The sequence below is a fragment of the Leucobacter chromiireducens subsp. chromiireducens genome, assembly GCF_016758255.1.
GTDB lineage: Bacteria > Actinomycetota > Actinomycetes > Actinomycetales > Microbacteriaceae > Leucobacter > Leucobacter chromiireducens.
This window is the reverse complement of the sequence record NZ_QYAD01000006.1, coordinates 1-25157: the sequence shown is the minus strand read 5'-3', so window position 1 is coordinate 25157 and position 25157 is coordinate 1. Positions and strand designations below refer to the sequence as shown.

Annotated in this window: 23 protein-coding genes and 2 pseudogenes; 1 reads left to right on the top strand and 24 read right to left on the bottom strand. The window is 69.1% G+C overall.

The genetic code is table 11. From position 1 onward, the window contains the following. Positions 1-67 precede the first annotated feature (67 nt). The 24 genes and pseudogenes from cmk to D3226_RS13865 all read right to left on the bottom strand — a co-directional run bounded on the left by cmk (position 68) and on the right by D3226_RS13865 (position 23859). On the bottom strand, positions 68-820 hold the full coding sequence (cmk, locus tag D3226_RS13985; protein WP_237462944.1) for a (d)CMP kinase: 753 nt from the start codon (positions 818-820) through the stop codon (positions 68-70). Beyond that, positions 820-1941 carry a prephenate dehydrogenase gene (locus D3226_RS13980; RefSeq protein WP_202383227.1) on the bottom strand — a complete coding sequence of 374 codons (1122 nt, stop codon included), beginning with the start codon at positions 1939-1941 and terminating at the stop codon, positions 820-822. Before D3226_RS13980 ends, cmk begins: the two co-directional genes overlap by 1 nt. 857 nt (positions 1942-2798) lie before the next feature. Further along, positions 2799-3548: pseudogene (locus D3226_RS14795) on the bottom strand (pseudouridine synthase); the annotation flags it as partial. A gap of 151 nt (positions 3549-3699) precedes the next feature. Continuing rightward, positions 3700-4323 (bottom strand): SMC-Scp complex subunit ScpB, encoded by a 624-nt coding sequence (scpB, locus tag D3226_RS13970; RefSeq protein WP_202383225.1) that lies wholly within the window; start codon positions 4321-4323, stop codon positions 3700-3702. Continuing rightward, positions 4316-5167 carry a segregation and condensation protein A gene (locus D3226_RS13965; protein ID WP_202383224.1) on the bottom strand — a complete coding sequence of 284 codons (852 nt, stop codon included), beginning with the start codon at positions 5165-5167 and terminating at the stop codon, positions 4316-4318. The genes scpB and D3226_RS13965 overlap by 8 nt, the downstream gene beginning before the upstream one ends. Positions 5168-5175: 8 nt before the next feature. Beyond that, positions 5176-6030: a ParA family protein gene (locus D3226_RS13960; protein WP_202383223.1), complete on the bottom strand. Its 855-nt coding sequence runs from the start codon at positions 6028-6030 to the stop codon at positions 5176-5178. 193 nt (positions 6031-6223) lie between these two features. Next, a complete protein-coding gene (locus D3226_RS13955; protein WP_202383222.1) occupies positions 6224-6760 on the bottom strand; it encodes a MaoC/PaaZ C-terminal domain-containing protein in 537 nt (178 codons plus the stop codon). Next, the gene (locus tag D3226_RS13950; protein WP_202383221.1) at positions 6753-7598 is read right to left on the bottom strand and encodes an SDR family oxidoreductase; all 846 of its coding nucleotides are present in this window, start codon (positions 7596-7598) and stop codon (positions 6753-6755) included. The genes D3226_RS13955 and D3226_RS13950 overlap by 8 nt, the downstream gene beginning before the upstream one ends. 27 nt (positions 7599-7625) lie before the next feature. Further along, positions 7626-8393: a TetR/AcrR family transcriptional regulator gene (locus D3226_RS13945; RefSeq protein WP_202383220.1), complete on the bottom strand. Its 768-nt coding sequence runs from the start codon at positions 8391-8393 to the stop codon at positions 7626-7628. Positions 8394-8399: 6 nt separating this feature from the next. Next, positions 8400-10037: an AMP-binding protein gene (locus tag D3226_RS13940; protein WP_202383219.1), complete on the bottom strand. Its 1638-nt coding sequence runs from the start codon at positions 10035-10037 to the stop codon at positions 8400-8402. Continuing rightward, the gene (locus tag D3226_RS13935) at positions 10034-10888 is read right to left on the bottom strand and encodes an enoyl-CoA hydratase/isomerase family protein (protein ID WP_202383218.1); all 855 of its coding nucleotides are present in this window, start codon (positions 10886-10888) and stop codon (positions 10034-10036) included. The genes D3226_RS13940 and D3226_RS13935 overlap by 4 nt, the downstream gene beginning before the upstream one ends. Next, positions 10885-11661: an amino acid ABC transporter ATP-binding protein gene (locus tag D3226_RS13930; protein ID WP_202383217.1), complete on the bottom strand. Its 777-nt coding sequence runs from the start codon at positions 11659-11661 to the stop codon at positions 10885-10887. Before D3226_RS13930 ends, D3226_RS13935 begins: the two co-directional genes overlap by 4 nt. A gap of 6 nt (positions 11662-11667) precedes the next feature. Then, a complete protein-coding gene (locus tag D3226_RS13925; RefSeq protein WP_202383216.1) occupies positions 11668-12318 on the bottom strand; it encodes an amino acid ABC transporter permease in 651 nt (216 codons plus the stop codon). A 43-nt stretch (positions 12319-12361) separates the two neighbouring features. Then, positions 12362-13015 (bottom strand): annotated as a pseudogene (locus tag D3226_RS13920) (transporter substrate-binding domain-containing protein). Between the two features lie 429 nt (positions 13016-13444). Beyond that, entirely contained in the window at positions 13445-14488 is a 1044-nt protein-coding gene (locus tag D3226_RS13910) for a site-specific tyrosine recombinase XerD (protein WP_202383214.1), read from the bottom strand. Further along, positions 14488-15147 carry an NUDIX domain-containing protein gene (locus tag D3226_RS13905; RefSeq protein ID WP_202383213.1) on the bottom strand — a complete coding sequence of 220 codons (660 nt, stop codon included), beginning with the start codon at positions 15145-15147 and terminating at the stop codon, positions 14488-14490. Before D3226_RS13905 ends, D3226_RS13910 begins: the two co-directional genes overlap by 1 nt. Further along, a complete protein-coding gene (locus D3226_RS13900; RefSeq protein ID WP_337249009.1) occupies positions 15140-16834 on the bottom strand; it encodes a CTP synthase in 1695 nt (564 codons plus the stop codon). The genes D3226_RS13905 and D3226_RS13900 overlap by 8 nt, the downstream gene beginning before the upstream one ends. 53 nt (positions 16835-16887) lie before the next feature. Continuing rightward, positions 16888-18150, bottom strand: coding sequence for an AI-2E family transporter (locus D3226_RS13895; RefSeq protein WP_202383212.1), 1263 nt, complete (start codon positions 18148-18150; stop codon positions 16888-16890). Between the two features lie 76 nt (positions 18151-18226). Then, positions 18227-19918: a DNA repair protein RecN gene (gene recN / locus D3226_RS13890; RefSeq protein ID WP_202383211.1), complete on the bottom strand. Its 1692-nt coding sequence runs from the start codon at positions 19916-19918 to the stop codon at positions 18227-18229. After that, positions 19915-20841, bottom strand: a complete 927-nt coding sequence (locus tag D3226_RS13885; RefSeq protein WP_202383210.1) for an NAD kinase — start codon at positions 20839-20841, stop codon at positions 19915-19917. Before D3226_RS13885 ends, recN begins: the two co-directional genes overlap by 4 nt. Further along, a complete protein-coding gene (locus tag D3226_RS13880) occupies positions 20825-21721 on the bottom strand; it encodes a TlyA family rRNA (cytidine-2'-O)-methyltransferase (RefSeq protein WP_202383209.1) in 897 nt (298 codons plus the stop codon). The genes D3226_RS13885 and D3226_RS13880 overlap by 17 nt, the downstream gene beginning before the upstream one ends. Continuing rightward, entirely contained in the window at positions 21711-21893 is a 183-nt protein-coding gene (locus tag D3226_RS13875; RefSeq protein WP_202383208.1) for a hypothetical protein, read from the bottom strand. Before D3226_RS13875 ends, D3226_RS13880 begins: the two co-directional genes overlap by 11 nt. A gap of 53 nt (positions 21894-21946) precedes the next feature. Next, positions 21947-22987 carry an HAD-IIA family hydrolase gene (locus D3226_RS13870; RefSeq protein ID WP_202383207.1) on the bottom strand — a complete coding sequence of 347 codons (1041 nt, stop codon included), beginning with the start codon at positions 22985-22987 and terminating at the stop codon, positions 21947-21949. Then, positions 22984-23859: a hypothetical protein gene (locus D3226_RS13865; protein ID WP_237462942.1), complete on the bottom strand. Its 876-nt coding sequence runs from the start codon at positions 23857-23859 to the stop codon at positions 22984-22986. Before D3226_RS13865 ends, D3226_RS13870 begins: the two co-directional genes overlap by 4 nt. Here D3226_RS13865 and D3226_RS13860 point away from each other — a divergent pair. Beyond that, positions 23818-25157: hypothetical protein (locus tag D3226_RS13860; RefSeq protein ID WP_202383273.1), on the top strand; the 1340-nt coding region annotated here is incomplete at its 3' end. The genes D3226_RS13865 and D3226_RS13860 overlap by 42 nt on opposite strands.

Here is a 25157-nt window from a genome sequence, read left to right as displayed (position 1 = left end):
ACGGTCGAGACGTCGAACACCTCCGTCTCGTTCTCGGCGGCGCCTGGTGCGCCGTTCTGTTCCGTGCTCATTTCTTGCTCTCTTCCGCAGCGCCCTGCGCCGCTCGTACGATGTCGACGACAGCCTGCACCGACTGCTCGAAGTTCAGGTCGCTCGTGTCGACGAGCGTCACCCCGGGTGCGGGGTTGATGAAGTCCACCACGAGGGCGTCCTTTGCGTCGCGCGCAGTGAGATCGGCGAGCACCTGCTCGGGCGTGAGCCCGGGCAGCTCCCCCGCGCGCCGCTGGGCGCGCACCTCCGGCGACGCGGTGAGGAGGATCCGCACCGGCGCGTCGGGCGCCACCACGGTCGTGATGTCGCGGCCCTCGATCACCACGCCGGGCAGGCCCGACTCGGCGACCGTGCGGCGGAACATCTCGTTGAGCCGCTCGCGCACCGCGGGGTGCTTCGAGACGCGGCTCACCTGGCCGCTGACGGAGTGCTCGCGAATCGCGGCGGTCACGTCGACCCCCTCGGCGAGCTCGGGCACGGCAGCCCCCACCCCACCGGGTACGGCGACCGTCACCTGCTGCGTGCCGCGCAGCGTGATGCGGTACACCCAGTTGTCGAGCAGCACCTCCATCGCGGCAGCATCATCGAGGTCAAGGCCGATGCGCTGCGCCGTCCACGCGAGTGCACGGTAGGCAGCGCCGGTGTCAAGGATGCCGAAGCCGAGAGCCTCGGCGGCGGTGCGTGACACGCTCGACTTTCCGCTGCCCGCGGGCCCATCGATTGCAACGAGGATGGGTGCGGGTGCGCCCGGCTCGTGCTCAGCATTCATCACAGCGTCCTCCATCCGCGTTCAACGAGGTCGGCAACCGCGCGCTCAGCCACCTCGGGCAGCACCGCGATCTCCGCAAAACCAATCTGCGCGCCCGGCGAGTGCTCCAGACGCAAGTCTTCCATGTTAATGCCCAGTTCTCCGAGTTCGGTGAGCAGTCGCGCCAGCTGGCCCGGCGTATCGTCGATGAGCACCGTGATCGTGGTGAAGCGCTCGGAGGAGCCGTGCTTGCCGGGAATGCGCGCCACACCCGCATTGCCCGCCGACAGCAGATCGGCGATGCGCCGCTTCGTGCCGACTCGCTCGGGATCCCGGAGGGCGTCAGCAAAGTCGGCGATGTCGCCGGCAAGCGCGTCGAGCAACTCGGTGACGGGCTCGCGGTTCGCGCCAAGAATCTGGATCCACAGCTCGGGATCGCTCGCGGCAATCCGCGTGGTGTCGCGCAGCCCCGCCCCCGCAAGGCCGATGGCCTGCTCGGTTGCCGGCACGAGACGCGCGGCGAGCAGGCTCGATACCACCTGCGGGAGGTGCGAGACGAGTCCCACCGAGCGGTCGTGTTCCTCGGGGGTCATCTCGATCAGCACGCCGCCGAGGTCGAGCGCCACGTCTTCCACGTGCGCGAGCGCCTCGGCCGGGGTCTCCGCGTCGCGGCAGATCACCCACGGGCGGGCGGTGAACAGGTCGGCACGCGCCATGATCGCGCCGCCGCGCTCGCGGCCTGCCATCGGGTGCGAGCCAACGTAGTTCGTGAGGTCGACGCCGCGGCGCTGCAGTTCCTCGAGCGGGGCCAGCTTCACGCTTGCCACGTCGGTCACCACGGCGTTCGGGTAGGTGGCGAGGGCCCGCTCGACCGCGTCGGCGGTCACATCGGGCGGGGTCGCGACGACCACGATGGTGGGTTCGGCGTCGTCTGCCGCGCGCACCCGGCCCGCACCGTAGTCTGCGGCGAGCGCAACGGTAGTGGGCGAGAGGTCCTCGAGGGTCACGTCAACGCCGCGCTCGCGCAGGCCGAGGCCGACGCTCGCACCGAGCAGCCCCGAACCGATCACGTGCACGGGTCCACGAGTGCGCGCCGCGGGCTGCGCACCGTAGAGCCCGTTGCGGGTGCCGTTGCCACTCATCGCTGACCTCGGTACCCGCGGGGCCCGCCGCCGCGCTGGTCACGACCGCCGCGGTCGTCACGGTTCCGGTCGTAGCCACGGTTATCCCGCTGATCGCGACCGCCACGGTCATCACGGTTCCGGTCGTAGCCACGGTTGTCCCGCTGATCGCGACCGCCACGGTCATCACGGTTGCGATCGTAGCCACGGTTGTCCCGCTGATCGCGACCGCCACGCTGATCCCGATCCCGATCGAAACCACGGCCACCGCGGTCATCGCGGTTCCGATCGAAACCACGCCCGCCACGCTCGTCGCGACCGCCACGCTCGTCGCGGTTCCGGTCGAACCCACGGTTATCCCGCTGATCGCGACCGCCACGGTCGTCACGGTTCCGGTCGTAGCCACGGTTGTCCCGCTGATCGCGACCGCCACGCTGATCCCGATCCCGATCGAAACCACGACCGCCACGCTCGTCGCGGTTCCGGTCGTATCCACGGTTATCCCGCTGGTCACGACCGCCACGCTGATCCCGATCCCGATCGAAACCACGACCGCCACGATCATCGCGGTTCCGGTCGAACCCACGGTTATCCCGCTGATCGCGACCGCCACGGTCGTCACGGTTCCGGTCGTATCCACGGTTGTCCCGCTGATCGCGACCGCCACGCTGATCCCGATCCCGGTCAGCGCCGCGACGCTCCCCGCCGCGCTCGGCGTCCGCAGCACGGCGCCCGTGCGGGTTGCCACGCGCTGCAACGCCGCGCAGGCCCTTCGCGCCCTTGCCGTCGCCGGGACGGCCCGCCGTGACCGAGCTCTTCGCCCAGCCCACACGCGAGCGCGGCTTCTTCTTCTCCTGCTCGGCGTCGTCGCCCTGCCAGTCATCGGGTCCAGCCGACAGCAGCGCCCCGCGCTCAGCGGCTGCGAGCTCACGCATCTCGCCCACGCGCAGCGTGCCGAGGTGCAGCGGACCAAACTGACGGCGCACCAGCTCGTCGACGGGGTGGCCCACCTCAGCGAGCATGCGACGCACGATGCGGTTCTTGCCCGAGTGCAGAGTGAGTTCCACAAGCGAGTGCGACTTACCCGCGCCACCCGGCAGCAGCTTCGCGCGGTCGGCCTTGATCGGGCCGTCCTTCAGCTCGACGCCGTCCTTCAGCTGCTGGATGACGGCCGGGGTCACCTGACCGCGCACCTTCGCCACGTAGGTCTTCTGCACGCCGAAGCTCGGGTGCGCCAGGCGGTGCGCGAGTTCGCCATCGTTCGTGAGGATGAGCAGACCGCTCGTGTCGGTGTCGAGGCGGCCAACGTTGTACAGGCGGTCCTCGAACTGGTCGGTGAACTCGCGCAGGTCGGGGCGGTCGTGCTCGTCGCTCATGGTCGAGACGACGCCGGTCGGCTTGTTCAGCACGAAGTAGCGCTTTGTCGCGTCGAGCTGCACGACAACCCCGTCGACGCGCACCTCGTCGGTGCCCGGCACGATGCGGGATCCGAGTTCGCGCTCGGGCTTGCCGTTCACCCACACGCGGCCGCTCGTGATGAGCGTCTCGCACGCTCGGCGCGAGGCGATCCCCGCGTGCGCGAGTGCCTTCTGCAGGCGCACGCTGCCGTCGTCATCGTTCTCGGTGATCACACCGCGGCCGGGCTCATCGCCAAAATCCTCCGGCTTCTCAGCCCGGTCGCCGAGTACGCGTGCGCGCTCTTCGGGATCCCACCCGAACTCCGCGAGGTCGACCTCAGCGGCTCCGCCATCGACGGAGAACGAGCCGCCGGCTCCCTGATCAGAGTTCTTCATGTGTAAAACCTTCCATTGGATCGTCGAGCAGCGGCGCGATAGGCGGCAGCTCCGAAATGTCTCCGATACCGAGATAACCGAGCAGTGACTCGGATGTCCCGTACAGCGTTGCGGTGGTCTCCGGGTCGTGCCCCACCTCGGTGATGAGTCCGCGCGCAAGCAGCGTGCGCACCACGGAATCCACGTTCACCGCACGGATCGACGCGATCGCGCCGCGCGCAATCGGCTGCCGATATGCGATCACGGCGAGCGTTTCGAGGGCCGCCTGCGACAGCTTCGACGGAGTCTGCTGGTGCACGAAGTCGGCCACGAGCGGGTCAAGGCTCGCACGCACGTAGAAGCGGTACCCGCCCCCCACCTCGCGCAGTTCAAAACCGCGGGCGTGGGATCCGGGAGCCCCATCCCTCCCATCGTACTCCGCGGCGAGCGCGATGACGGCCTCGCGCACCTCGCGCACGGGCTTCTCGGTCGCGGCGGCGAGCGAGACCGCGCTGAGCGGCTCGTCGGCGACGATGAGGAGTGCCTCGAGCTGCTGCGCGAGCGTGTGGTCGGCGCGGGCAGCGGCCAGCTCTTCCGCGGCGCTTCCGGGCTGTGCGTCTGGCTCAGTCATAGTCACTCCCCAGGGTCGCGAGTTCGTCATCTGACCAGTTCTCGCCCGTCCACTGCACGATGAGTTCGCCGAGCGGCTCGGCCTGCTCGAAGAGCACCGCCGCGCGGCGGTACAGCTCGAGGATGGCGAGGAAGCGCGCGATGATCACGCCGCGCTCGTCGACGCCCGCGATCAGTTCGCGGAAGCTCCGTGCACCCGAATTGCGCAGCTCAGCAACGATGATGGCCGCCTGCTCGCGGATCGACACGAGCGGAGCGTGCAGGTGGTCGAGGCCGACCATCGGCAGCTCACGCGGCGCGAAAGCAAGTGTTGCGATCGCGGCGAAGTCTGCCGCCGACAGCGTCCACTGCAGCTCGGGCCCGCGCTCCCGATACTTCGGGTCGAGCGGCACGAGGCGTGGGTGGCGCGCGTCCTCCGCGAGCAGTCGCTCCTGAAACCAGGCGCTCGCCTGCTTAAAGGCGCGGTACTGCAGCAGGCGCGCAAAGAGGAGATCCCGCGCTTCGAGCAGCGCGATGTCTTCGGCGTCGACCGCCTCGCCCTGCGGGAGCAGGCTGGCGATCTTCAGATCGAGGAGTGTGGCGGCGACAACGAGAAACTCCGATGCGCGATCCAACTCGATGAGCCCCTGCCCCTCGAACGAGGAGAGGAAGGAAATGAACTCGTCCGTCACCAGGCTGAGCGACACCTCCGTGATGTCAAGCTCGTGCTTGCCAATCAGGTTGAGCAGCAGGTCGAACGGCCCATCGAACACCTCGAGCGACACTCGAAACTCGGTGCCGGGCGCGCTCGACTCACCGGGCGCATCGCGCACGCCCGGCTCCTGGTTCGTGTCGAGCGCTGCCATGATCGTGGTTAGGCGACCACGCCCCGCTGCACGAGCTCGCGAGCGAGCTTCAGATACGCCTCGGATGCGGCGTTCGAGGGCGCGTAGTCGAGGATGGGCTGCGCGGCGATCTGCGCGTCGGGCAGCTTCACGGTACGGCCGATCACGGTGTCAAACACCTTGTCACCGAAGGTGTCGACGACGCGCTCGAGCACCTCCCGTGCGTGCAGCGTGCGCGAGTCGTACATCGTTGCGAGGATGCCGTCGAGCTCGAGGGCCGGGTTCAGGCGATCCTTCACCTTGTCGATCGTCTCGACGAGCAGCGCGACGCCGCGCAGCGCGAAGTACTCGCACGCGAGCGGGATGAGCACGCCGTGGCTTGCGGTGAGCGCGTTCACGGTGAGCAGGCCGAGGGACGGCTGGCAGTCGACGAGGATCACGTCGTAGTCGTCGGCCACCTTGCGGAGCACGCCGCCGAGGATCTGCTCGCGGGCAACCTCGGTGACGAGGTGCACCTCTGCCGCCGACAGGTCGATGTTCGCGGGGATCACGTCGAGGCCGGGCGTGGCGGTCTGCTGGATCGCGGTGTGCGGATCCCTCTCCTTGCCAAGCATCAGGTCGTAGATCGTCACGACGTCATGCGCGGGCACGCCCAGGCCCGCGGAGAGCGCCCCCTGCGGGTCGAAATCGACGGCCAGCACGCGGCGGCCATAGCGCGCGAGCGCCGCAGCCAGGTTGATGGTGCTCGTCGTCTTGCCGACGCCGCCCTTCTGGTTGCACATCGCGATGATGCGCGCGGGGCCGTGGCGGTCCAGCTTCTGGGGTGCCGGGATGACACGCTCTGGTCGGCCGGTTGGACCGAGCTCGACCTGTTGCTTCGCCATTCCCGGACTCCTTTCGCCTGCCTCGCTAACGCTCCATCCTATCGTGCACCGCGACCCCACCCCTCCCCCGGTTTCGGGTCACTTGGGCAGGGTGTCGCGCGGGCGGGCGGAGCGACACCCTGCCCAAGTGACCCCGATCCGCTGGGGAGGCGGGGGCGCGGGGACGGAGCGCGGGACGGAGCGCGGGGCGGAGCTACGGGGCGTCGACAAGGATGCGGGTCTCCGCCACGAGCACGGGGCGCGCCTCCCCCTCCGCCTCGAGCGTGTACGTGACGGGCACGTCGAGCAGGGCACCGCGCGCCGTCGCTTCCCCCACTCGCGCACGCGCACGCACGCGGCCACCCACGCGGAGCGGCGCGGGAAAGCGCACCCGGTCGAGCCCGTAGTTCACCACCGTGCGGGTGCCCTCGATGCGGTACAGCTCACGCGCAAAACGGCTGAGCAGCGCGACCGTCAGGTAGCCGTGCGCAATCGTGCCGCCAAACATGCTTGCTGCAGCGAGCTCCGGATCGCAGTGGATGGGCTGCCAGTCCTCAGTGACCCTGGCGAAATCGTCCACGCGCTCCTGCGTGACCTCGAACCACGTTGTGGGGCCGAGCTCTGCGCCGGCAGCCGCGCGCACCCCGGCGAGGCCGTGCAGCACGAGCGGCGCGCGGCCCGGATCCCGCGCAGTTTCTTGCGTGGAACTGAGATTTCGCGTGGGATCCGGAGCCGCCTGCGCACTACACACTCGGGCCGCCGGAGACGTACAGCACCTGGCCCGACACGAAGCTGCTCTCGTTTGCCACGAAGAACGCCACCGCGTTGGCGATATCCGCGGGGTCGCCCATGCGGCGCACGGCGGTTGCGGCGGACACCCGCTCGGCGAGCTCCTCGAACGTGATGCCCTGCCGCTCAGCCGTCGCGCGCGTCATGTCGGTCGCGATGAAGCCCGGGGCCACGGCGTTCGCGGTGATGCCGAACTTGCCAAGTTCGAGCGCGAGCGTCTTCGTGAGTCCCTGCACCCCGGCCTTTGCCGCGGAGTAGTTGCTCTGGCCGGCGTTGCCGAGCGCGGACGTGCTCGACAGGTTGACGATGCGCCCCCAGCCAGCCTCCACCATGAAGCGCTGCACGGCGCGGCTCATCAGGAACGCGCCGCGCAGGTGCACGTTCATGATGAGGTCCCAGTCGTCGAGCGTGGCCCGGAACAGGAAGTCATCGCGCAGCACGCCCGCGTTGTTGACGAGCACGAGCGGGGCGCCGAGCTCCGCCGCCGCGGCTGCGACGCCCTCGGCGACACTCGCCTCGTCGGACACGTCCACTGTGTAGCCCGCCGCGGTGCCGCCGGCGTCACGGATCAGCTCGGCGGTCTCGGCGAGCGCCGCCGCGTCGAGGTCGAAGAGCGCCACCGCCCAGCCGCGGGCGGCGAGCTCGCGGGCGGTGGCGCGGCCGATCCCGCGCCCGCCGCCCGTCACGAGCGCGCAGCGGCCAGGAGCCGGGCCAGCGACGGCCGCCGCCGGAGTTGCAGGGCTCGAGGTCGTGGAGCCCGAGGTGGTGGGGCCTGCAGCGGAGTCTGTCGAAGGTGTCATGAGGAGCTCCCGTCGTTGGGTGTCGCGTCAGTGTGCGGAGGTCGCGTCAGGGTGTGTTGTGGTCGTACCGGCGGGCGCCGCCCGACCCGTGTACTCGTCGGCGCTGATGCCCCACACGCGGCTCACCAGCGCGCCCGCGAGATGATCCTCGCCCGTGGGGATCTCGGTTGCGTTCGCCTCGTGGCGCAGCATGGCGAACGCAATGTCGATGAAGCGGTCGGCCACCTCGGCCGCCGAGAGCTCGCCGTCGCGCGAGAACCAGTGCGACACGCTCGTGCAGGTCTCCAAGAGCGCGAGGCGCACAATCCGCTCGTCTCGCACCGTGAAGCTGCCGCTCGCGACGCCCCGGCGAATCGCATCCTGCCAGATCCGTTCGTAGTGGTCTCGCTGGGCCACCACGCGCTCGCGATCTGCCGGCCCGAGGTTGTCGATCTCGGTGTCGCCCACGAGCGCCGAGTCGCGCTGAATCGCGTGTGTCACGACGTGCAGCCAGACGAGGTGCGCAAGCAGCTCTGCCGGGTCGTCGCAGTGCTCGTTCAAGAACTCGGAGGCGATCGTGTAGCGTTCCAGCGAGTCGCTGAGAATCTGGGCGAGCAGCTGATCCTTCGTGCCCGCGTAGTGGTACAGAGTCGAGGAGGTGAGCCCACTGTGCGTGGCGATCTCGCGAATGCCGGTGGCGTTGTAGCCGTTGCGCGCGAACAGGTGAAGTGCGGCCTCAAGCACACGCAGATGCGTGCCCGTCGGCAGGGCTGGGACGGCGAGTTCCTGCAATTCATTCATGGCAGTGCTGGTCATCTCGGGTTACCTCTCGCCTCGCAGGTCCCAGAAGCTCGATCGATCGAGCGACTCTGCGAGCCTGTGCTTCGCCACGCGTTCGGAAGCCGTCCGCGGGAGCTTTGTTACCGACTTCCAGTATCGGGGAATCTTGAAGCTCGCGAGCTCCGCGGCGCAGTATTCAACAAGATCGCGGAAGAGCGTGTCGTCGTCGCGGGGGTCGCCGGGCTCGCGCAGCACGAAGCACGCGACCTCTTCACCGCGCAGTTCGTCGGGCAGTCCCGTGACGGCGGACACCTGCACCGCCGGGTGCGCGGTGATGACGCTCTCGACCTCAACCGCGGCGACGTTCTCACCCGCCCGGCGAATCATGTCTTTCGTGCGCCCCACGTACGCGATGCGGCCGGCGCCGTCGTGCTGCACGATGTCGCCCGTGCGGAACCAGGTGTCAGGAGCACCGCTCCGATCCTCCTCCCCGAGGTACCCGAGGAACAGGCCGTCCCCCCGGATCCACAGTTCGCCGGGTTCCCCCGCACGGGCGACCGCGCCCTCGGGGGTGACGACGGCGGCCTCGCGGTGCGCGCGGGGCACGCCGATCCATGCGCTCGCGGCGAAGCGGGAGCCCTCGATTTCGGGCATGAACAGGTCAGACCCGGTTTCGGTCATACCGAACGCCTCCAGCCACGGCACGCCCCACCGCTCCTCGAGGGTGCGGTGCAGCGCGGGCGGAATCGCTGAGGCCTGGATGAGCCGCACGCGATGCTCGCGGTCAAGTGGGCTGGCGGGCATGCGCTCGAGCAGCACGGGCATGAGGCCGAGGCAGTAGAAGTAGGTGACGCCGTAGTGCCGCACCCGCTGCCAGAAGGTCGTGGGGTGGAACCCGTCGGCCACGACGAGCTCCGCGCCGGCCGCGAGCGCAACAATCACGTTCCACTGCGGGTCGATGTACGACATTGGTTGCGCGGTGAACAGCACATCCGATCCGGAGATGCCGGGCGCCTCTCGCATCAACGTCCAGGCAAGGGCAAGCCAATAGCGGTGGCTCAGCACGCAGCCCTTCGGCGGCCCAGTGGTGCCCGAGGTGAATTGAATGTTCGCGACCGCGTCGGGGCCGGGTGCGGCCGGCAGCTCGAGCGTGGGCTCGCGCCCTGACTGCGCGGCTGCGGCGGCGAGGTACGCATCGAGCGCCACCACGCGCACGTGGCTCTCCGCGTACTCGGCCGCGGCGTGCGCGGTGGTGAGCGCGCTCGGGTCAGCAAGCAACAGTTTCGGTGCGCTCGCGCGCAGCACGTGCGCGAGGTCGCGCCGGCGATAGCGCACATTCACCGGCACGGTCGTGGCGCCGAGCCGGGCGAGCGCGAGCCAGCACAGCGGAAACGCGGCGGTGTTCGGGGCGAGCAGCGCCACCCGATCGCCGGCCCCGATCCCGTCTGCGGCGAGCGCGGCGGCGAGGGCGCGCGTGCGGGTCTCCACCTCGGCAAACGTCAGCGCATCGCCGCCCGGGTCAAACCGCCAGGCCACGCGGTCCGGCCACAGGCGCGCGGCGCGCTCGATGAGGCCACCGATGTCAGTAGCCTCATCGAGCGGCACGCGGGCGAAACGCGGGGGCTGTGCGAGATCCTCCACCACCCGCGTGGCGAGCGCCGGGAGCTGCGCGGTGCTCACGCGCGCCCGCTGAACCGCGCTCGGGCTGCCTCCGCGTCCGCGGCACCGCCGGTGTCGAGCCCATTCTCGATCTCCAGCGCCATCGCGCGCGCGGCGACGTCAGCAAACACGCGCTCGATCGTGCCTTTCGCGAGCGCGAGCGCCTCGTGCGGCAGCTCGAGCAGCCGCCCGGTGATGCGCGCGCTCAGCTCATGCCGCGCGTCGCCATCGACCACGCGCGTAATCATGCCGAGCGTGTGTGCCGTCTGCGCGTCGAACGGTTCCCCCAGCATGATGAGCTCCTTTGCCCGCGGCATTCCGATTGCCTGCGGAAGGTAGAACGATATCCCGCCCGTCACCGACAGGCCAACCGACACCTCCGGGAAGCGGAACAGGGTGGCGCGCTCCGCCACAACAAAGTCGCAGCTGAGGGCCAGTTCGATGCCCGCCCCGTAGGCGAAGCCGTGCACATTCGCCACAGACACCAGCTCGGGATCGCGCAGCGCTCGACTGACGAACTGCAGGCGATCAAGATGGCGGCACGCGGCCTCCGAGTGGCGCGGCAGGGGCGGCGCCTTGAGGTCGTGCCCGGCACAAAACGCACGACCGGCACCGCTCAACACCACCACGCGGCACCGCGCCTCGCGCACGCGATGCAGCGCGTGCGCGAGGCCCCAGATGAGCTCGGCCGACGCTGCGTTCAGCCGCTCGGGCCGGTTCAGCTCGATCCGGGCAGTCTCCCCCGCGATCCGGCAGGTGACGAGCTCGCTCGCCCCGGGGTACGCTGCGGCGTCGGAGAAGAGCGCGCCGGGATCCGGGTCGGGATCCCGATCGAGACCGGGGTCAGCCGCCCCCGCAGCGCCGGGGGTCATCCCTCCTCCGTGATCTGACGCAGGAAGGCGCGCCCACGGTCCGACTGGGGGTCGTCGAGCACGCGCTCGGGCGGTCCCTGCTCCTGAATGTTCCCGTCGGCGACGAGCGCGATCGTGTCGGCGACCTGCCGAGCGAATCGCATCTCGTGCGTCACCGCGACCATGGTCATGCCGTCCTGTGCAAGCTCGCGCATCACCGCGAGCACCTCACCCACCAGCTCGGGATCAAGCGCGGAGGTCGGCTCGTCGAACAGCATCAGCTTCGGGCTCATCGCGAGCGCTCGGGCAATCGCGACGCGCTGCTGCTGCCCGCCGGAGAGCGAGCGCGGGTAGGCATCCTTCTTCGCGGCGAGACCCACCCGGTCGAGGAGCCCCAGCGCCGTGGCCTCGGCGACGTCCCGGCCCTGCTTCGCCACGCACTGCTGCGCGAGCGTGATGTTCTGCAGCACGGTCAGGTGCGGAAACAGGTTGAACGACTGGAACACCATGCCGACGTTCTGGCGCATCGAGTTCAGCGTGCGCTCTCGGTAGTCAAGGTGCGCGCCGTCGATCTCGACCGAGCCCGCGGAGAGGCGCTCGAGGCCGTTGATGCAGCGCAGCAGCGTGCTCTTGCCGGCGCCCGAGGGGCCGATCAGCACGGTCACCTCGCCGCAGGCGACATCGAGGTTGACGCCGTCGAGCACGGTGTGGTCGCCGTAGCGCTTCACCGCGTCGCGAATGCGCACCCGCGGGGTGGTGTCGGTGGCTGAGGGAGCCTGGAGTGTCGTGTGCATACGGGGTTATCCTCGCTTCCGGAAGTAGGCCTCGACGCGGTTCACACCGAGGGTCATGAGGCCCACGATCGCGAGGTAGTACAGGCTGACGATGCTGTAGTAGGTCAGCGGTTCGAACGAGGCAGCGGACAGGCGCTGCGCGGTCATGAAGAGCTCGCCAACCGTGATGAATGCGGCGACCGAGCTGTCCTTCAGCGAGATGATCGCCTGGTTAGCGAGGGCCGGCACCACGACGCGGATCGCCTGCGGCCCAACGACCTTCTGCAGTGTGCGCATTCGGCTCATGCCGAGCGAGCGCGCTGCCTCCACCTGGCCGTTCGGCACCGAGGCGAGGCCGGAGCGGAGGATCTCGGAGACGTATGCCGAAGTGTGAATGCTCAGGCCGACGACGGCGGCGGTGAAGGCCTCGACCTTCACCACCGAGACGATGCCGAAGTAGATCACGAAGAGCAGGGCGATCAGCGGCACGCCGCGGATGATCGCCAGGTACGCCGTCGCGAACCAGACGAGCGGTTTCTTGCCGCTGAGCCGCATCGCGGTAATGAGCACCGCGAGGATCAGCGAGAAGATCAGGGTCAGCACCGTGAGTGCGAGCGTGACCCCGAGGCCCTGCACGAACACCGGCCAGCTCGACAGCAGCGACTGGAGGAATTCCATCTGTGTGTTCTCGTTCTTTCGTTTCGTAGTGTGAGCTGGGGCTTTAGCCCAAGCTCTCCCCGAACCATTCCTGGCTCAGCGCGTCGTAGGTGCCGTTGTCGCGCAGCGTGACGAGGGCCGCGTCGATCGCGTCGCGCAGCTCGGGGTTGTTCTTGCCCACCGCAATGGCGGCGACGTCGGGGATCAGCACGTCGCCCACCTCCTTCACCTTGAAGCCGGCGTTCTTCGCGAGGTAGTTGCCGATGAAGCCCTGGGTGATCACACCGTCGATGCGGCCCGATTCGAGGTCCTTCAGCGCGTCGGGGTCGGCCTGGTAGGTCTTCACCTCGGCGATGTTCGCCTGCTCGCGGGCGTACTCCTCGAAGGTGGTGCCGAGGGTGACACCCACCTTCGCAGCGTCAAGGTCGGCGATCGAGGTGACCGTCGAGTCGGCGGGAACGAACAGCGAGGCGCCGGTCTCGTAGTAGGGCTCGGTGAAGAGCACCTGCTGCTTGCGCTCCTCGGTCGCGGCGAGCGAGCCGATGATCGCGTCGGCGCGGTCCGCCTACAGACCGCCGATCAGCGAGTTGAACGGAGCTGTGACGGGCTTCGCTTCCAGGCCCAGCTCATCGGCGATCGCCGTGCACATGTCGACGTCGAAGCCGACAACCTTGCCGGTCTCGTCGAAGTAATTGAAGGGGCGGTACTCGCCGCTCATCGAGCAGGTGAAGCTGCCCGCCTCGATCGTGGGGAGCGCGCCTGCGCTCCCGTCGCTCGATCCGGTGTTCGCCCCGGCCGCCGGGCTGCAGGCGGTGAGGCCCAGTGCGCCTGCGGCGAGCGCGAGGGCAATCGCGCCGATTCGTGTGGTTGCGTGCTTCGTCATCTCACTCACTCCTTTGTCAGTGGGGTCGCTCCCCCGCGGGCCGCTCGGCCAACGTCGTGTCATTCGATCGATCGATCGATCGAATGACAAAAATGTAGCACGCCAACCCCGCTCCCGAAAACCGAGCACCCCGCCTCCCCCCACGAATCGGGGTCACTTGGGCAGGGTGTTGCGGATGCGGGGAACGCGACACCCTGCCCAAGTGACCCCGATCCCGAGGGGGCGGAGGCGGGGCGAAGGGTGGGCGAAGGGTGGGCGGCGGGGTTAGCGGGCCCGGGGATGCGCCAGCAGGTAGTGCTCGCGCAGCGTGTCCGCGGTCACCTGCGTGTAGATCTGCGTCGTCGTCACCGACGCGTGGCCCAAGAGCTCCTGCACCGTGCGCACATCGGCGCCACCGGCGAGCAGGTGCGTCGCAAACGAGTGGCGCAGCGTGTGCGGCGAGACCTCGGCGGTGATCCCCGCACGCTCAGCGGCCGCGCGAATGACCAACCACGCACTCTGCCGCGACAGCCTGCCACCACGCGGGCCAACAAAGAGCGCTGGGGTCCCGCGGCCCGCCGCAACCAAGTGTGGGCGCGCACGAACGAGGTATGCAGCGAGCGCGCGCCCCGCATAGCTGCCGTACGGCACAATTCGCTGCTTCGCGCCCTTGCCGGTCACCTGCAGCAGCCCGCCCTCGCCGAGCGCGGCAACGGGGTCCGTCCACGCATCCCCACCGGTGGTCATCAGCAGGTCATCCAGATCGAGCGCGCACACCTCACTGACGCGCGCACCGCTCGCGTAGAGCAGCTCGAGCAGCGCACGGTCGCGCAGGGCGACAGGATCCGCGGCGCTGTCCTCGTCTCCCCCGCCGGCCGCCGCGAGCAGCGCCTCGATGTCTGCAACGGGAAGCGCCTTGGGCAGGCGCTGGGCCCGCTTCGGAGTGCGCACGCCGCTCCCCGCGTGGGTGTCGAGCAGGCCTTCCTCGAACAGGAAACGGTGCATCCCCCGCACGGTGGAGAGGCGACGCGCAATGGAGGCGGGCGCGAGTGGTTGCGGTCCGGCAGCAGCGCCTGCGGCCGCCTCGCCATCGCCCGACTGTGCGGCATCACTTCCCGGCGCATCGCGCACACCGCTCAGCTCGGCGACGTACTCGGAGAGCGTTGCAGGCGTCACCTGTGCGAGGTCCGCGATCCCGCGCCCCTCAAGCCAGCCCGCATAGGCGGTGAGGTCGCGCCGATACGCGGCCTGGCTGTTCGCGGAGAGCCCGAGTTCGAGCGCAACGTGCCGCAGGAACCGCTCGGCCCCCTGCGCTGCGCCAAGTGCCATCAGCGCGAGCGCTCTCCGCGTGCTGCGGCGCGTGCGGTCCACGGCTGCTCGGGATCGCGCAGCGTCGCCCACCCGCGGCTGCGCGCGGCTTCGGCGGCAAGCACCGCACTCACGGTCACGGCGTTCTGGATCCGACCATCGAGTGCCGCGGCGACCGCTTCCTCGAGGGGCACCCAGTGCGGCACCAGCTCGGCTTCTTCTTCGCCGCGCACGTAGTCGTGCTCGGCGGGCCGCAGACCACGGGCCAGGAAGATGCGCATGGCCTCACTCGTGCCGCCCGGCGAGAGGTACAGGTCGAGCAGCAGATCCCAGCGCTCAGCCTGGAGATCAGCCTCCTCGGCCAGCTCGCGCTGTGCGCCAGCAAGCCCGGACTCCCCCGGCATATCCATCAGCCCCGCGGGAATCTCCCAGTCGCGGTGCGCGATCGCGTGGCGATACTGCTGGATGAGCAGCACACGGTTGGCGTCGTCGATCGCGAGGACAGCGACCGCGCCGGGGTGATCGAGATAATCTCGCACCAGCTCGCCATCGCCGAAGCGAAAGCGATCACGGCGCACATCCCACACATGCCCCTGGACGAGCAGCTCGCTCGCGAGCACCTCGACCTCGGCAGGCGCGTCCGCGAGGGGCGCGCCTGCCTGCTGAGGCTGGTTACTCACCGCCGTTGACCTCGAAGAGGCGCGCAGCGTCGCGGCGCTCAATCGCGGCACCGGCGAGGCCCGCGAACAGCGGGTGCGGGGTGCCGGGACGCGAGCGGAGCTCGGGGTGCGCCTGCGTGGCGATGTAGAACGGGTGCTTCTCGCGCGGCAGCTCAACGTACTCGACGAGCGATCCGTCGGGGCTGGTGCCCGAGAACGACAGGCCTGCGGCCGCGATCTCGTCGCGGTACTGGTTGTTCACCTCGTAGCGGTGGCGGTGACGCTCGGTTGCGGTCGGCGCCCCGTAGAGCTCGGCCGCGAGCGAGTTCTCCGCGAGCGCAGCCTCGTAGAGGCCGAGGCGCATGGTGCCGCCCAGGTCGCCGCCGTCGATGATATCGACCTGCTCAGCCATCGTCGCGATGACGGGAACCGGAGTCTCGGGATCGAACTCGGTCGAGGACGCACCCTCGAGGCCGGCGACGTTGCGCGCGTACTCGATGACCATGCACTGCAGGCCGAGGCACAGGCCGAGCGTGGGGATCCCGTTCTCACGCGCAAAGCGGAGCGCGCCGAGCTTGCCCTCGATGCCACGGATGCCGAATCCACCGGGCACGCAGATGCCGTGCACGTCGCCGAGCGCAGCGAGCGCACCCTCGGGCGTCTCGCAGTCGTCGGAGGGCACCCAGCGGATGTTGACCTTCGTGGAGTGCGCGAAGCCGCCTGCGCGGAGCGCCTCGGTGACCGACAGGTACGCGTCGGGCAGGTCGATGTACTTGCCAACGAGCGCGAGCGTGATCTCGCCCTTCGGGTGGTGCACCGCGTCGAGCACGGGCTGCCAGCCGGTCCAGTCGACGTCGTGCGCGCGCTCCTCGAGTCCGAGGGTCTCGGTGATGATCTTGTCGAGGCCCTGATCGTTCAGCAGGGTCGGCAGGTCGTAGATGCTGGGCACGTCGATCGCGTTCACCACGGCGCGCTCCTCAACGTCGCACATGAGGGCGATCTTGCGGAGGTTGTCCTCGGTGACCGGGCGGTCGCTGCGCAGTACGAGCGCGTCGGGCTGAATGCCGATCGAGCGCAGTGCCGCAACCGAGTGCTGCGTGGGCTTCGTCTTCTGCTCACCCGAAGCACCCATGAAGGGCACGAGCGACACGTGCACGAAGAACACGTTGCCTCGGCCGAGCTCGTGGCGCACCTGGCGTGCGGCCTCGAGGAAGGGCTGCGACTCGATGTCGCCGACAGTGCCGCCAACCTCGGTGATGATCACGTCAGGCTGCGGCGTCTGCTCAGCCTGCAGGCGCATGCGGCGCTTGATCTCGTTCGTGATGTGCGGGATCACCTGCACGGTCTGGCCGAGGTACTCGCCGCGGCGCTCCTTGGCGATGACCTGCTGGTAGATCTGCCCGGTCGTCACGTTTGCGGCCTGCGACAGGTTGATGCCCAGGAATCGCTCGTAGTGTCCGATGTCGAGGTCGGTCTCCGCGCCGTCGTCGGTAACGAAGACCTCACCGTGCTCGAACGGGTTCATCGTGCCCGGATCAACGTTCAGGTACGGATCCAGCTTCTGCATGACCACGTGGAGACCACGTGCTGTCAGAAGGTTGCCGAGGCTTGCCGCCGTCAGGCCCTTACCGAGAGAGGAGACAACACCCCCGGTGACGAAGATGTGCTTAGTGATGCTGGTCTGTTCCGCGCGCTGCTCTGTTCCCACGGGCTTCGATCCTATCAGTAGTGTCCGGGTGCGTGGTGCGAAAGTGTTCTCCCCTAGCGGATCTCCTGCCGCGGGACCCACACCTGCTTGATGATCATCAGCACCATCGCGGTGACCGGGATCGAGATGAGCGCGCCGAGGAGGCCGAGCAGCGTGCCACCGGCGAGCGCGCCGATCACCACGAGTGCGCCCGGCACAGACACCACGCGGTTCATGATGCGCGGCGTGAGGAGGTACGACTCGATCTGCATGTACACGAGGTAGTACGCGGCGGCGATGAGTGCGGTGGTGGGCGAGTTGAAGAGCGCCACCACCGAGACGAGAACGGTGGCCATGACCGAACCGACGAGCGGGATCAGTGCGAGGAAGAACACGCCGACCGCGACCAAGCTCGCGAAGGGTACGCCAACGATCGACATCATGATGAAGCCCAGCACGGCGTTCACGAACGCGAGCACCACCATGCCGTTGATGTAGCCACCCACCGACTTCGTGACCTGCTCGGTGATGTCCATCACCTTCGCGCGGCCGGAACGCGCAACGAGCGAGTAGAACGCACGCTTGATGGTGGGCAGGGAGGCGAGGAAGTAGAGCGTGAGGATCAGCACGATAAGTGCAGCCGTGAGGCCGTTGGCAATACCAACGCCGGCTTGCCACACCCCACCGGCGACCTGCGCCCAGTTCTCGGGGCGGCTGACCAGATCCTGCCCGGTTTTGAGGAGCTCGTCGAAGTCGACAAAGCGCCCGAAGCGGTCGTTGATGTCGATGAACCACGCCTGCGTGGTGATGTCCTTAAACAGGGTGGGCGCGCTCTTCACGAGCAGCGAGATCTGGTTCGCGATCATCGGGATGACGATGCTGAGCAGCGATGCGATCACGACGACGAAGCCGCCGAACACGATGCCGATGCCGAGCCCGCGCTTGATGTTCTTCCGTTCCAGCCAGCGCACCACGGGGTCGAGGCCGAGCGCCACGAACAGCGCCGCCACCACGTACATGATGATGGTGGTGAGCTGCTCGACCATGCCCCCGAAGAGCATGGCGACGAGCACGCCGAGTGTCACCGTGAAGCCGAGCTGGAACGGGCCGCGCACCACGAATTCGCGGGCCGGGCTCTTCGCCCGCTCTTCCTGGGCGTCGAGGGCGGCCTCGCGCGCATCACGGTACATCTCCCGAGTGTCCGCATCCATCTGCTCGATGTCCGCGTGCTTCACCGCCGGGTGCGAGTCGAGGTAGGCAGCCTTCGCCGCCTCACCTGCCCCAATATCAGGGGTGACCGGGGCAGCCTGCTGCCGTCGTCGGAAGATCTTCGCCATGTGTGGGAGCGTAGCACCCACCGTGGACACCGGGCGGAACCTCCCTGCGTGTGACAGCGCTTTGCGCGAGACGCGGCTAGATTTCCTCGCGCAGCGCGAGCAGCTCCGCGGCGTGCTCAAGCGCGCTCTCGGAATCGCTGAGCCCAGAGAGGAGACGCGCCATTTCCGCGAGACGCGCGTCGCCGTCCAAGCGCTGGCAGCTCGACTCGGTGAATCCGCCCGCAGAATCCTTCACCACCTGCAGGTGGTTGTTCGCGAACGCCGCCACCTGCGCGAGGTGGGTCACGACGATCACCTGCGAGGTGCGCGCGAGGCGGCCCAGTCGGCGCCCAATCTCGATCGCGGCGGCGCCGCCGACACCCGAGTCGACCTCATCGAACACGAATGTGGGCACGGGGTCGACGCCCGCGAGCACCACCTCAAGCGCGAGCATGACGCGGGAGAGCTCGCCACCGGACGCGCTCTTCGCAATCGGCCGCGGCGTAGCGCCGGGGTGCGGGGCAAGGAGCAGTTGCACCTCATCGCCGCCCGCGTTGCCGAGCGCATCGAGCGGGGCAACGGTCACGAGGAACTCGGCGTCGGGCAGCGCGAGCTGCCGCAGTTCGACAGTGACCAGCTCGGACAGCCGTGCTGCGGCCGCCGTGCGGAGCTCGGTGAGCTCCGCCGCAAGCTCGCGCTCGCGTGCGGTGACCGTCTCAAGCTCTGCGGCGAGCTCCTCAATCCGTTCGTCGTCTCCCTCGAGCTCGGTGAGCCGGGTCGCTGCGGTTGACGAATAGTCGATCACGGCGGCAGCGTCCACTCCATAGCTGCGGAACAGGCCGTTCAGAGCGGCGAGGCGCTCGTTCGCGCGCGCCAGCTCCCCCGGCCCGTCCTGGTCGAGATCATCCACGTACGCGGCGAGCTCGCGCGCCCCATCGGCGATCTGAAAGCTCACGCTGCGCAGCGCGTCGAGCACGGCGGCGAGTCGCGGATCATGCTCTGCAACGCGCTCCAGCTCGCGCACGGCACCATCCACGAGGCTGCCGGCGTCGCGGCTCATTGGATCGTCGGACTCGGTTGCGAGTGCTTCGTGCGCGGTCGCGGTCGCGGCGCGCAGAGCCTCGGCGTTGCTGAGCAGTTCGATGCGAGCGGTCAGCTCGGCGTCCTCGCCCGGCTGCGGGTCGACGCCGGCGATCTCGTCGAGCTCAGTGCGCAGACGCGCGGCCTCGGCGGCGCGCTCGTCGCGCGCGGCGGTCAGTTCGGCGACCTGCTCGCCGAGCTCGCGCCGGGCTCGATGGGCGTCGCGATAGTTCGTGAGAACCGCTGCCAGCGCGGGCCCACCAAAGCGGTCAAGGGTCTCTCGCTGCGCCACGGTCGAGCGGAGACGCAACTGCTCAGACTGGCCATGCACGGCAAAGAGCCGCTCGGCAAGCCGCCCGAGGCTGCCAACGGGCGCGTTCGCCCCGCCCACACTGGCACGACTACGCCCTTCAGCGCTGACGGTGCGGCTGAGCACCAGCTCGCCATCCTCGATGTCACCGCCGAGATCGTCGACCTGCTCGGCAGCCTCGGGGTCCGCGGTGCGAACCACACCGCTCACACGGGCCTGCGCGGCCCCCGTGCGCACCGCGCCCGCGTCGCTGCGCTCGCCCATGAGGAGGCCGAGCGCGCTCACCACCATCGTCTTGCCCGCGCCGGTCTCGCCGGTAATCGCGGTGAAGCCGGGGCCGAGCGGCAGGGTGGCGTCGGCGATGACCCCGAGATCCCGGATCCGCAGTTCGTCAATCATGCGCGCCCTCCACGTCCGTTGCCCCGCCACCCCGAGACCGGGAGGTGAAACTTCTTCACGAGGCGGTCCGAGAACGGCGCGGTGCTGAGGCGCGCCAAGCGCACCGAGAGTGGCGACTGGCGCACCCGAACGACCGCCCCGGCGGGCAATTCGGTGCGGCGGCGACCGTCGCACCACAGCACCCCGGGCCCCACATTTTCGGGCAGGATGCGCACGCTCAGCACCGAGTCGGTGCCGGTGACGAGCGGCCGGTCGAAGAGCGCGTGCGCCGCGATGGGCACCATGAGCATGGCCTGCACGCCGGGCCACACGATAGGGCCCCCCGCAGAGAATGCATACGCCGTCGACCCAGTGGGGGTCGCCACGACCATTCCGTCGCACGCGAACGAGGAGACAGGCAGGCCGTCGACCCCAATCTCGACCTCAAGCATGCGGCGCCGCTTCTCGACGCTCGCCTCATTAAGCGCCCACGTTTCGGCGATGGACTCCCCGTCCAGGCTCGCGCTCACCTCGAGCGTGAGCCGCTCCTCAACCGTGTAGTCGCGCTTGAGCACGCGGTCGATTGTGGACGCGAGATCGTAGCTTTCCATCTCGGCGAGGAAGCCAACGTGGCCGAGGTTGACGCCCACGATGGGGCACTCGGAACCGCGGAGCAGCTCCGCGGCGCGCAGGATCGTGCCATCGCCGCCCAACACGATCGCCACTTCGAGCTCATCGCGCATGACGCCATCGTCGAGCGTCGCAACACGGGAGACGTCGAGGTGCGGCGCGAACTCCGCGCGGTCCTCGGCGTGGAAGACCGGGGTGACGCCGGCGACCTGCAGGGCAGCCACCGCCTCAATGGTCGCCGCGATCGCCTCGTCGCGGTGAGTGTGGGAGACGATCAGGATCCGCCGTGCGGCCTCCTCATGCACCGTGGTCATCACGCTCCTTCCGCGGGCCGGCCTCGGCGCGCTCGTTCGGGGCTTCGGGCCCGGTGAGGGCCGCGATCCGCTCCTCCCATTCTGTCGGAAGCGGTTCCGCGCCGCGCGCAAAATGCACCAGGAATTCTCGGTTCCCCGTTCCTCCCGCGATGGGAGAGATTGCGAGCCCGCGTGCGGCGAAGCCATTTGCCTCGGCCGCGCGCAGCACGAGGCGGATCGCCTCGGCCCATTGCTTGGGATCGGTCACCACCCCGTCTTTCACCCGGCCCACTTCAAACTGCGGCTTGATCAGCAGCACGAGCTCCGCGTCGGCGGCGACGGTCCGCGCAATCGCGGGCAGGATCAGCGTGAGCGAGATGAACGAGAGATCGGCCACCACGAGCGTGGGCCGCTCCGCGATGCCCGTGTCTGCCGCAAGGTTCTCGGAGGTGAGTTCTCGCGCGTTGCGCCCCTCGACGAGCCGCACCCGGTCGTCCGCGCGGAGACTCGGCGCGAGCTGGTCGCGGCCCACGTCGATCGCCTGCACGAGCCGTGCGCCGCGCTCAAGGAGCACCTGTGTGAACCCACCGGTCGACGCGCCAAGGTCAAGCGCCAGGGCGCCCTCCGCGGAAATCCCGAATTCGTCGAGACCGGCGATCAGCTTGTGCGCCGCGCGGCCCACGTAGTGGTCGTCGCCAGTCACCTCGACGAGCGCTCCCACGTTCACCTTCACGCCGGGCTTTCGCGCCGGACGGCCGTCGATGCTGACACGCCCCTCGGCGATAAGCTCGCCGGCACGGCTGCGTGAGCGCGCGAGGCCGAGCTCGGGCAGCACGCGGTCAAGCCGCTCCGCGCTGCTCCCCTGCCACGGCGCGGCGCGGCGCTGGTCCTCAGATGTCACCGAGGTCGCCCCGCTGCAGGTCCGTCAGAAGTTCGTCGTGCAATTGCTCGAAGCGTGCGGCCCGCTCCGGCAGCGGCTGCGCCTCGATCAGCTCCACGCGGCTCAGCAGGCCATCGGTGGGATCACTCGCGGCCGGCGTGGCCCCGGGCACAGGGGTGTCGGGACTGCTCATGTCTCCCAGCCTAGCCCGCACTCCGGACATCGTCCGGGATCCCAATCTGTGGGTTACCGCCAGTGATCCGCGTATAGCGCCTCAGGCACCTTCAGACCGTAGATCGCCAGGCCAGAGTTCCAGATCGCCGCGCAGCCGGCACGCAACAGGTTGATCTGCGAGTCGCCCTCCGCATCGATGCGCACAATGTGACCATCCATACCTACGCGCGCGGTGCCCACCTGCATCGAGCCGTCCTTCAACTGCACCGTGCTGGGGTACGGCTCATGCAGCTCCGCGAGGCTTGCCACGATGAAGTCGGGGTGCATGTCCCGGGAAGCCGCCACGAGCTGCTTCGGCCGGTCCACGCCCGTGAGCACGTGCACGGACGGGATCCCCGCGGCGCGGGCGCCCTTCATGTCTGTGTCGAGTCGGTCGCCCACCATCAGCGCATTGCGGGTGCCGAATCGCGAGAACGCTGTCTCGAAAATCGGTGTCTCCGGCTTGCCTGCAAACACCGGGAGGCGCGCCACCGCGGTGTGCACTGCAGACACGAGCGTGCCGTTGCCGGGTGCAAGCCCGCGGGCGACGGGAATAGTCCAGTCCGTGTTCGTTGCGATCCAGGGCAGCTGTTCACCGTTCGGGCCCTCCGCGAGTGCGAAGGCGGCCTCGGCGAGCTCCGTCCAGCCCACCTCCGGCGCAAAGCCCTGCAGCACTGCGGCGGGGTTGTCGTCCGCGCTGCGGGTCACGATGTAGCCGGCCTTCGTGAGCTCGTCGGTCAGGCCTTCGCCGCCGATCACGAGGATTGTGGCGCCCGGGGCGATCGTCTCTCGAAGGAGCGTGACGGCGGCCTGCGGGGACGTCACCACCTCGTTCGGCTGAGCGTTCAGGCCGAGATCGCGCAGGTGCGCGGCGACCGCGTGGTCGGTGCGCGATGCATTGTTGGTGATGTAGCCGAGTGGCATGCGTTCGGCGGCACGATTCAACTCCGCAACCGCGCCCGGGATCGCGCCCGGGCCGCGGTAGACCACGCCGTCAAGGTCGGCGAGCAACAGGTCGCGACCCTCGATCGGCGCCGGACCCATCGGCGTCCGACGCCGACCAAACAGGCTCACTGTGCGCTCTCCTCCGATGCGTCTTCATCGCCGCCGGTGATGCCGGCTTCGGCCAACAGCTCATCAACCTCGGCCTCGATGGCGTCCGCAAACGACATCTGGTCTTCGGGCGCGGCCGGTGCATCGTCGGCTGCCGGGGCATCGTCAGCTGCCGGAACTTCGTCAGCGTTGGCCGCGGCGTCCGCAACCTCGGTGTCGGCAGACTCGGTGTCGGCGGGCTCCGCTTCGGCGGGCTCCGCTTCGGCGGGCTCCGCCTCGGGTTCCGGGGACACCGTGTTCTCAGCCTCAGCGTCGTACTCCGGCTCGGGCTCCTCCTCAAGAATCTCGAAGACCTCGAGCTCGTCGCGTCCACCGTGGTGATGCTCGAGCGCCGCCGCGGCACGGTCCGCGTTCGCCAGCCACTGCTTCGCCTCAGACGTGCGCCCCAGATCCTCGAGCACCGCCGCGTACGCAGCAAAGAGGTCGGGGCTCCAGGAGAAGCCCTTCTTCGGGTTCAGCTCGGGGATCTCGAGCTCGAAGAGCGCCTGCTGGGTCTGGCCCAGATCGAGGCGGGCACCCGACATCGCGATCGCGAGAAGCACGCGCTCCTCCGTCTCAAGCGTGCTCGTGTCGACCTCAAGGCCCGTCTCGATCGCCTTCTCCGGGCGGCCGAGACCGCGCTCGCAGTCGACCATGAGCGCCACATGCTCCACGCGGCCGCTCAAACGGCGGTGCGTGCGAAGCTCGCGCAGGGCGAGGGCGAAGTCGCCCGTACGGTACGCGGTGATCGCGAGCGTCTCGCGCGCCACCGGAATGCGCCCCGCGCGACGGCTTGCCGAGAGGGCATGCTGGTGTGCGAGCTCGGGGTCATCGTCGATGAGGAAGGCGACCATCGCAAGGTGGCGTGCGACACGATCCTGCAGATCAACCTGAAGGGTCTTCAGCTCGTTGCGAGCCGCCGGGTGCAGGTCCTTCGCGCTGACCTCGTCCGGAAGGATCGGATCGTCGTGCTCCGCGCGGACGGGACGCAGCTCGTGCTGCAGACGCTCGGCCTCGGTGTACTCACGACCCTGGCCGCCGCGGTCACTCCGGCCGCCGCCACGGGTGCCACCACGGCCGTACGTCTCGCGCGGTCCCTGGCCACGACCGCCGCTATCACGACCACCGTCGCGGCCGCCCTCCCGGCGGGGCCCACGATCGTCGCGATCGCCGCGGTAGGGGCGACGCTCGTCGCGCTGCCCGCCATCACGGTAACCACCCTCGCGACGCTGACCACCCTCGCGACGCTGACCGCCATCACGGTAACCGCCCTCGCGACGCTGACCGCCGTCACGGTAACCGCCCTCGCGCTGGCCGCCCTCACGGCGGGGCCCGCGGTCGTCGCGATCACCGCGGTAGGGGCGACGCTCATCGCGCTGCCCGCCATCACGGTAGCCACCCTCGCGACGCTGCCCACCGTCACGGTAACCGCCCTCGCGCTGGCCGCCCTCACGGCGGGGCCCGCGGTCGTCGCGATCACCGCGGTAGGGGCGACGCTCATCGCGCTGCCCGCCATCACGGTAACCACCCTCGCGACGCTGCCCACCGCCACGGTAGCCACCCTCGCGCTGGCCGCCCTCACGGCGGGGCGCACGGTCGTCGCGGTCGCCACGGAACGGACGATCGGAGCGGTAACCATCACGCTGGGGGCGCTGACCATCACGCTGCGGCCGCTGGCCACCACGGTCGTCACGGTCACCGCGGTACGGGCGACGCTCATCGCGCTGACCACCGTCACGGTAACCGCCCTCACGCTGACCGCCCTCGCGGCGGGGTCCACGATCGTCACGATCGCCACGGTATCCGCCGCTGCGGCCCTGACCACCGTCGCGACGCTCGAAGCGCCCGCCGGAGTCGTCGCGGCGGGAGCGAGGCCCGTCGTTGCGGTCACCGCGGTACGGCGAGCCCTCGCGACGCTGCCGGGGTGCACCGTCGTCCGGGCGCTCTCGTCGGTCCCGATCGTTCATGTGCTACCTCCAGGTGCGCGCTATTCGCAAAAACTCTATACAACAAAAAAGGGGGTCGTATTCGTGGAACGAGTCACCATCACTGGTGCTTCTTCCTCGAATACGACCCCCTATAAAAGGTGTCCGGCGGTGTCCTACTCTCCCACACCCTCCCGAGTGCAGTACCATCGGCGCAGTCAGCCTTA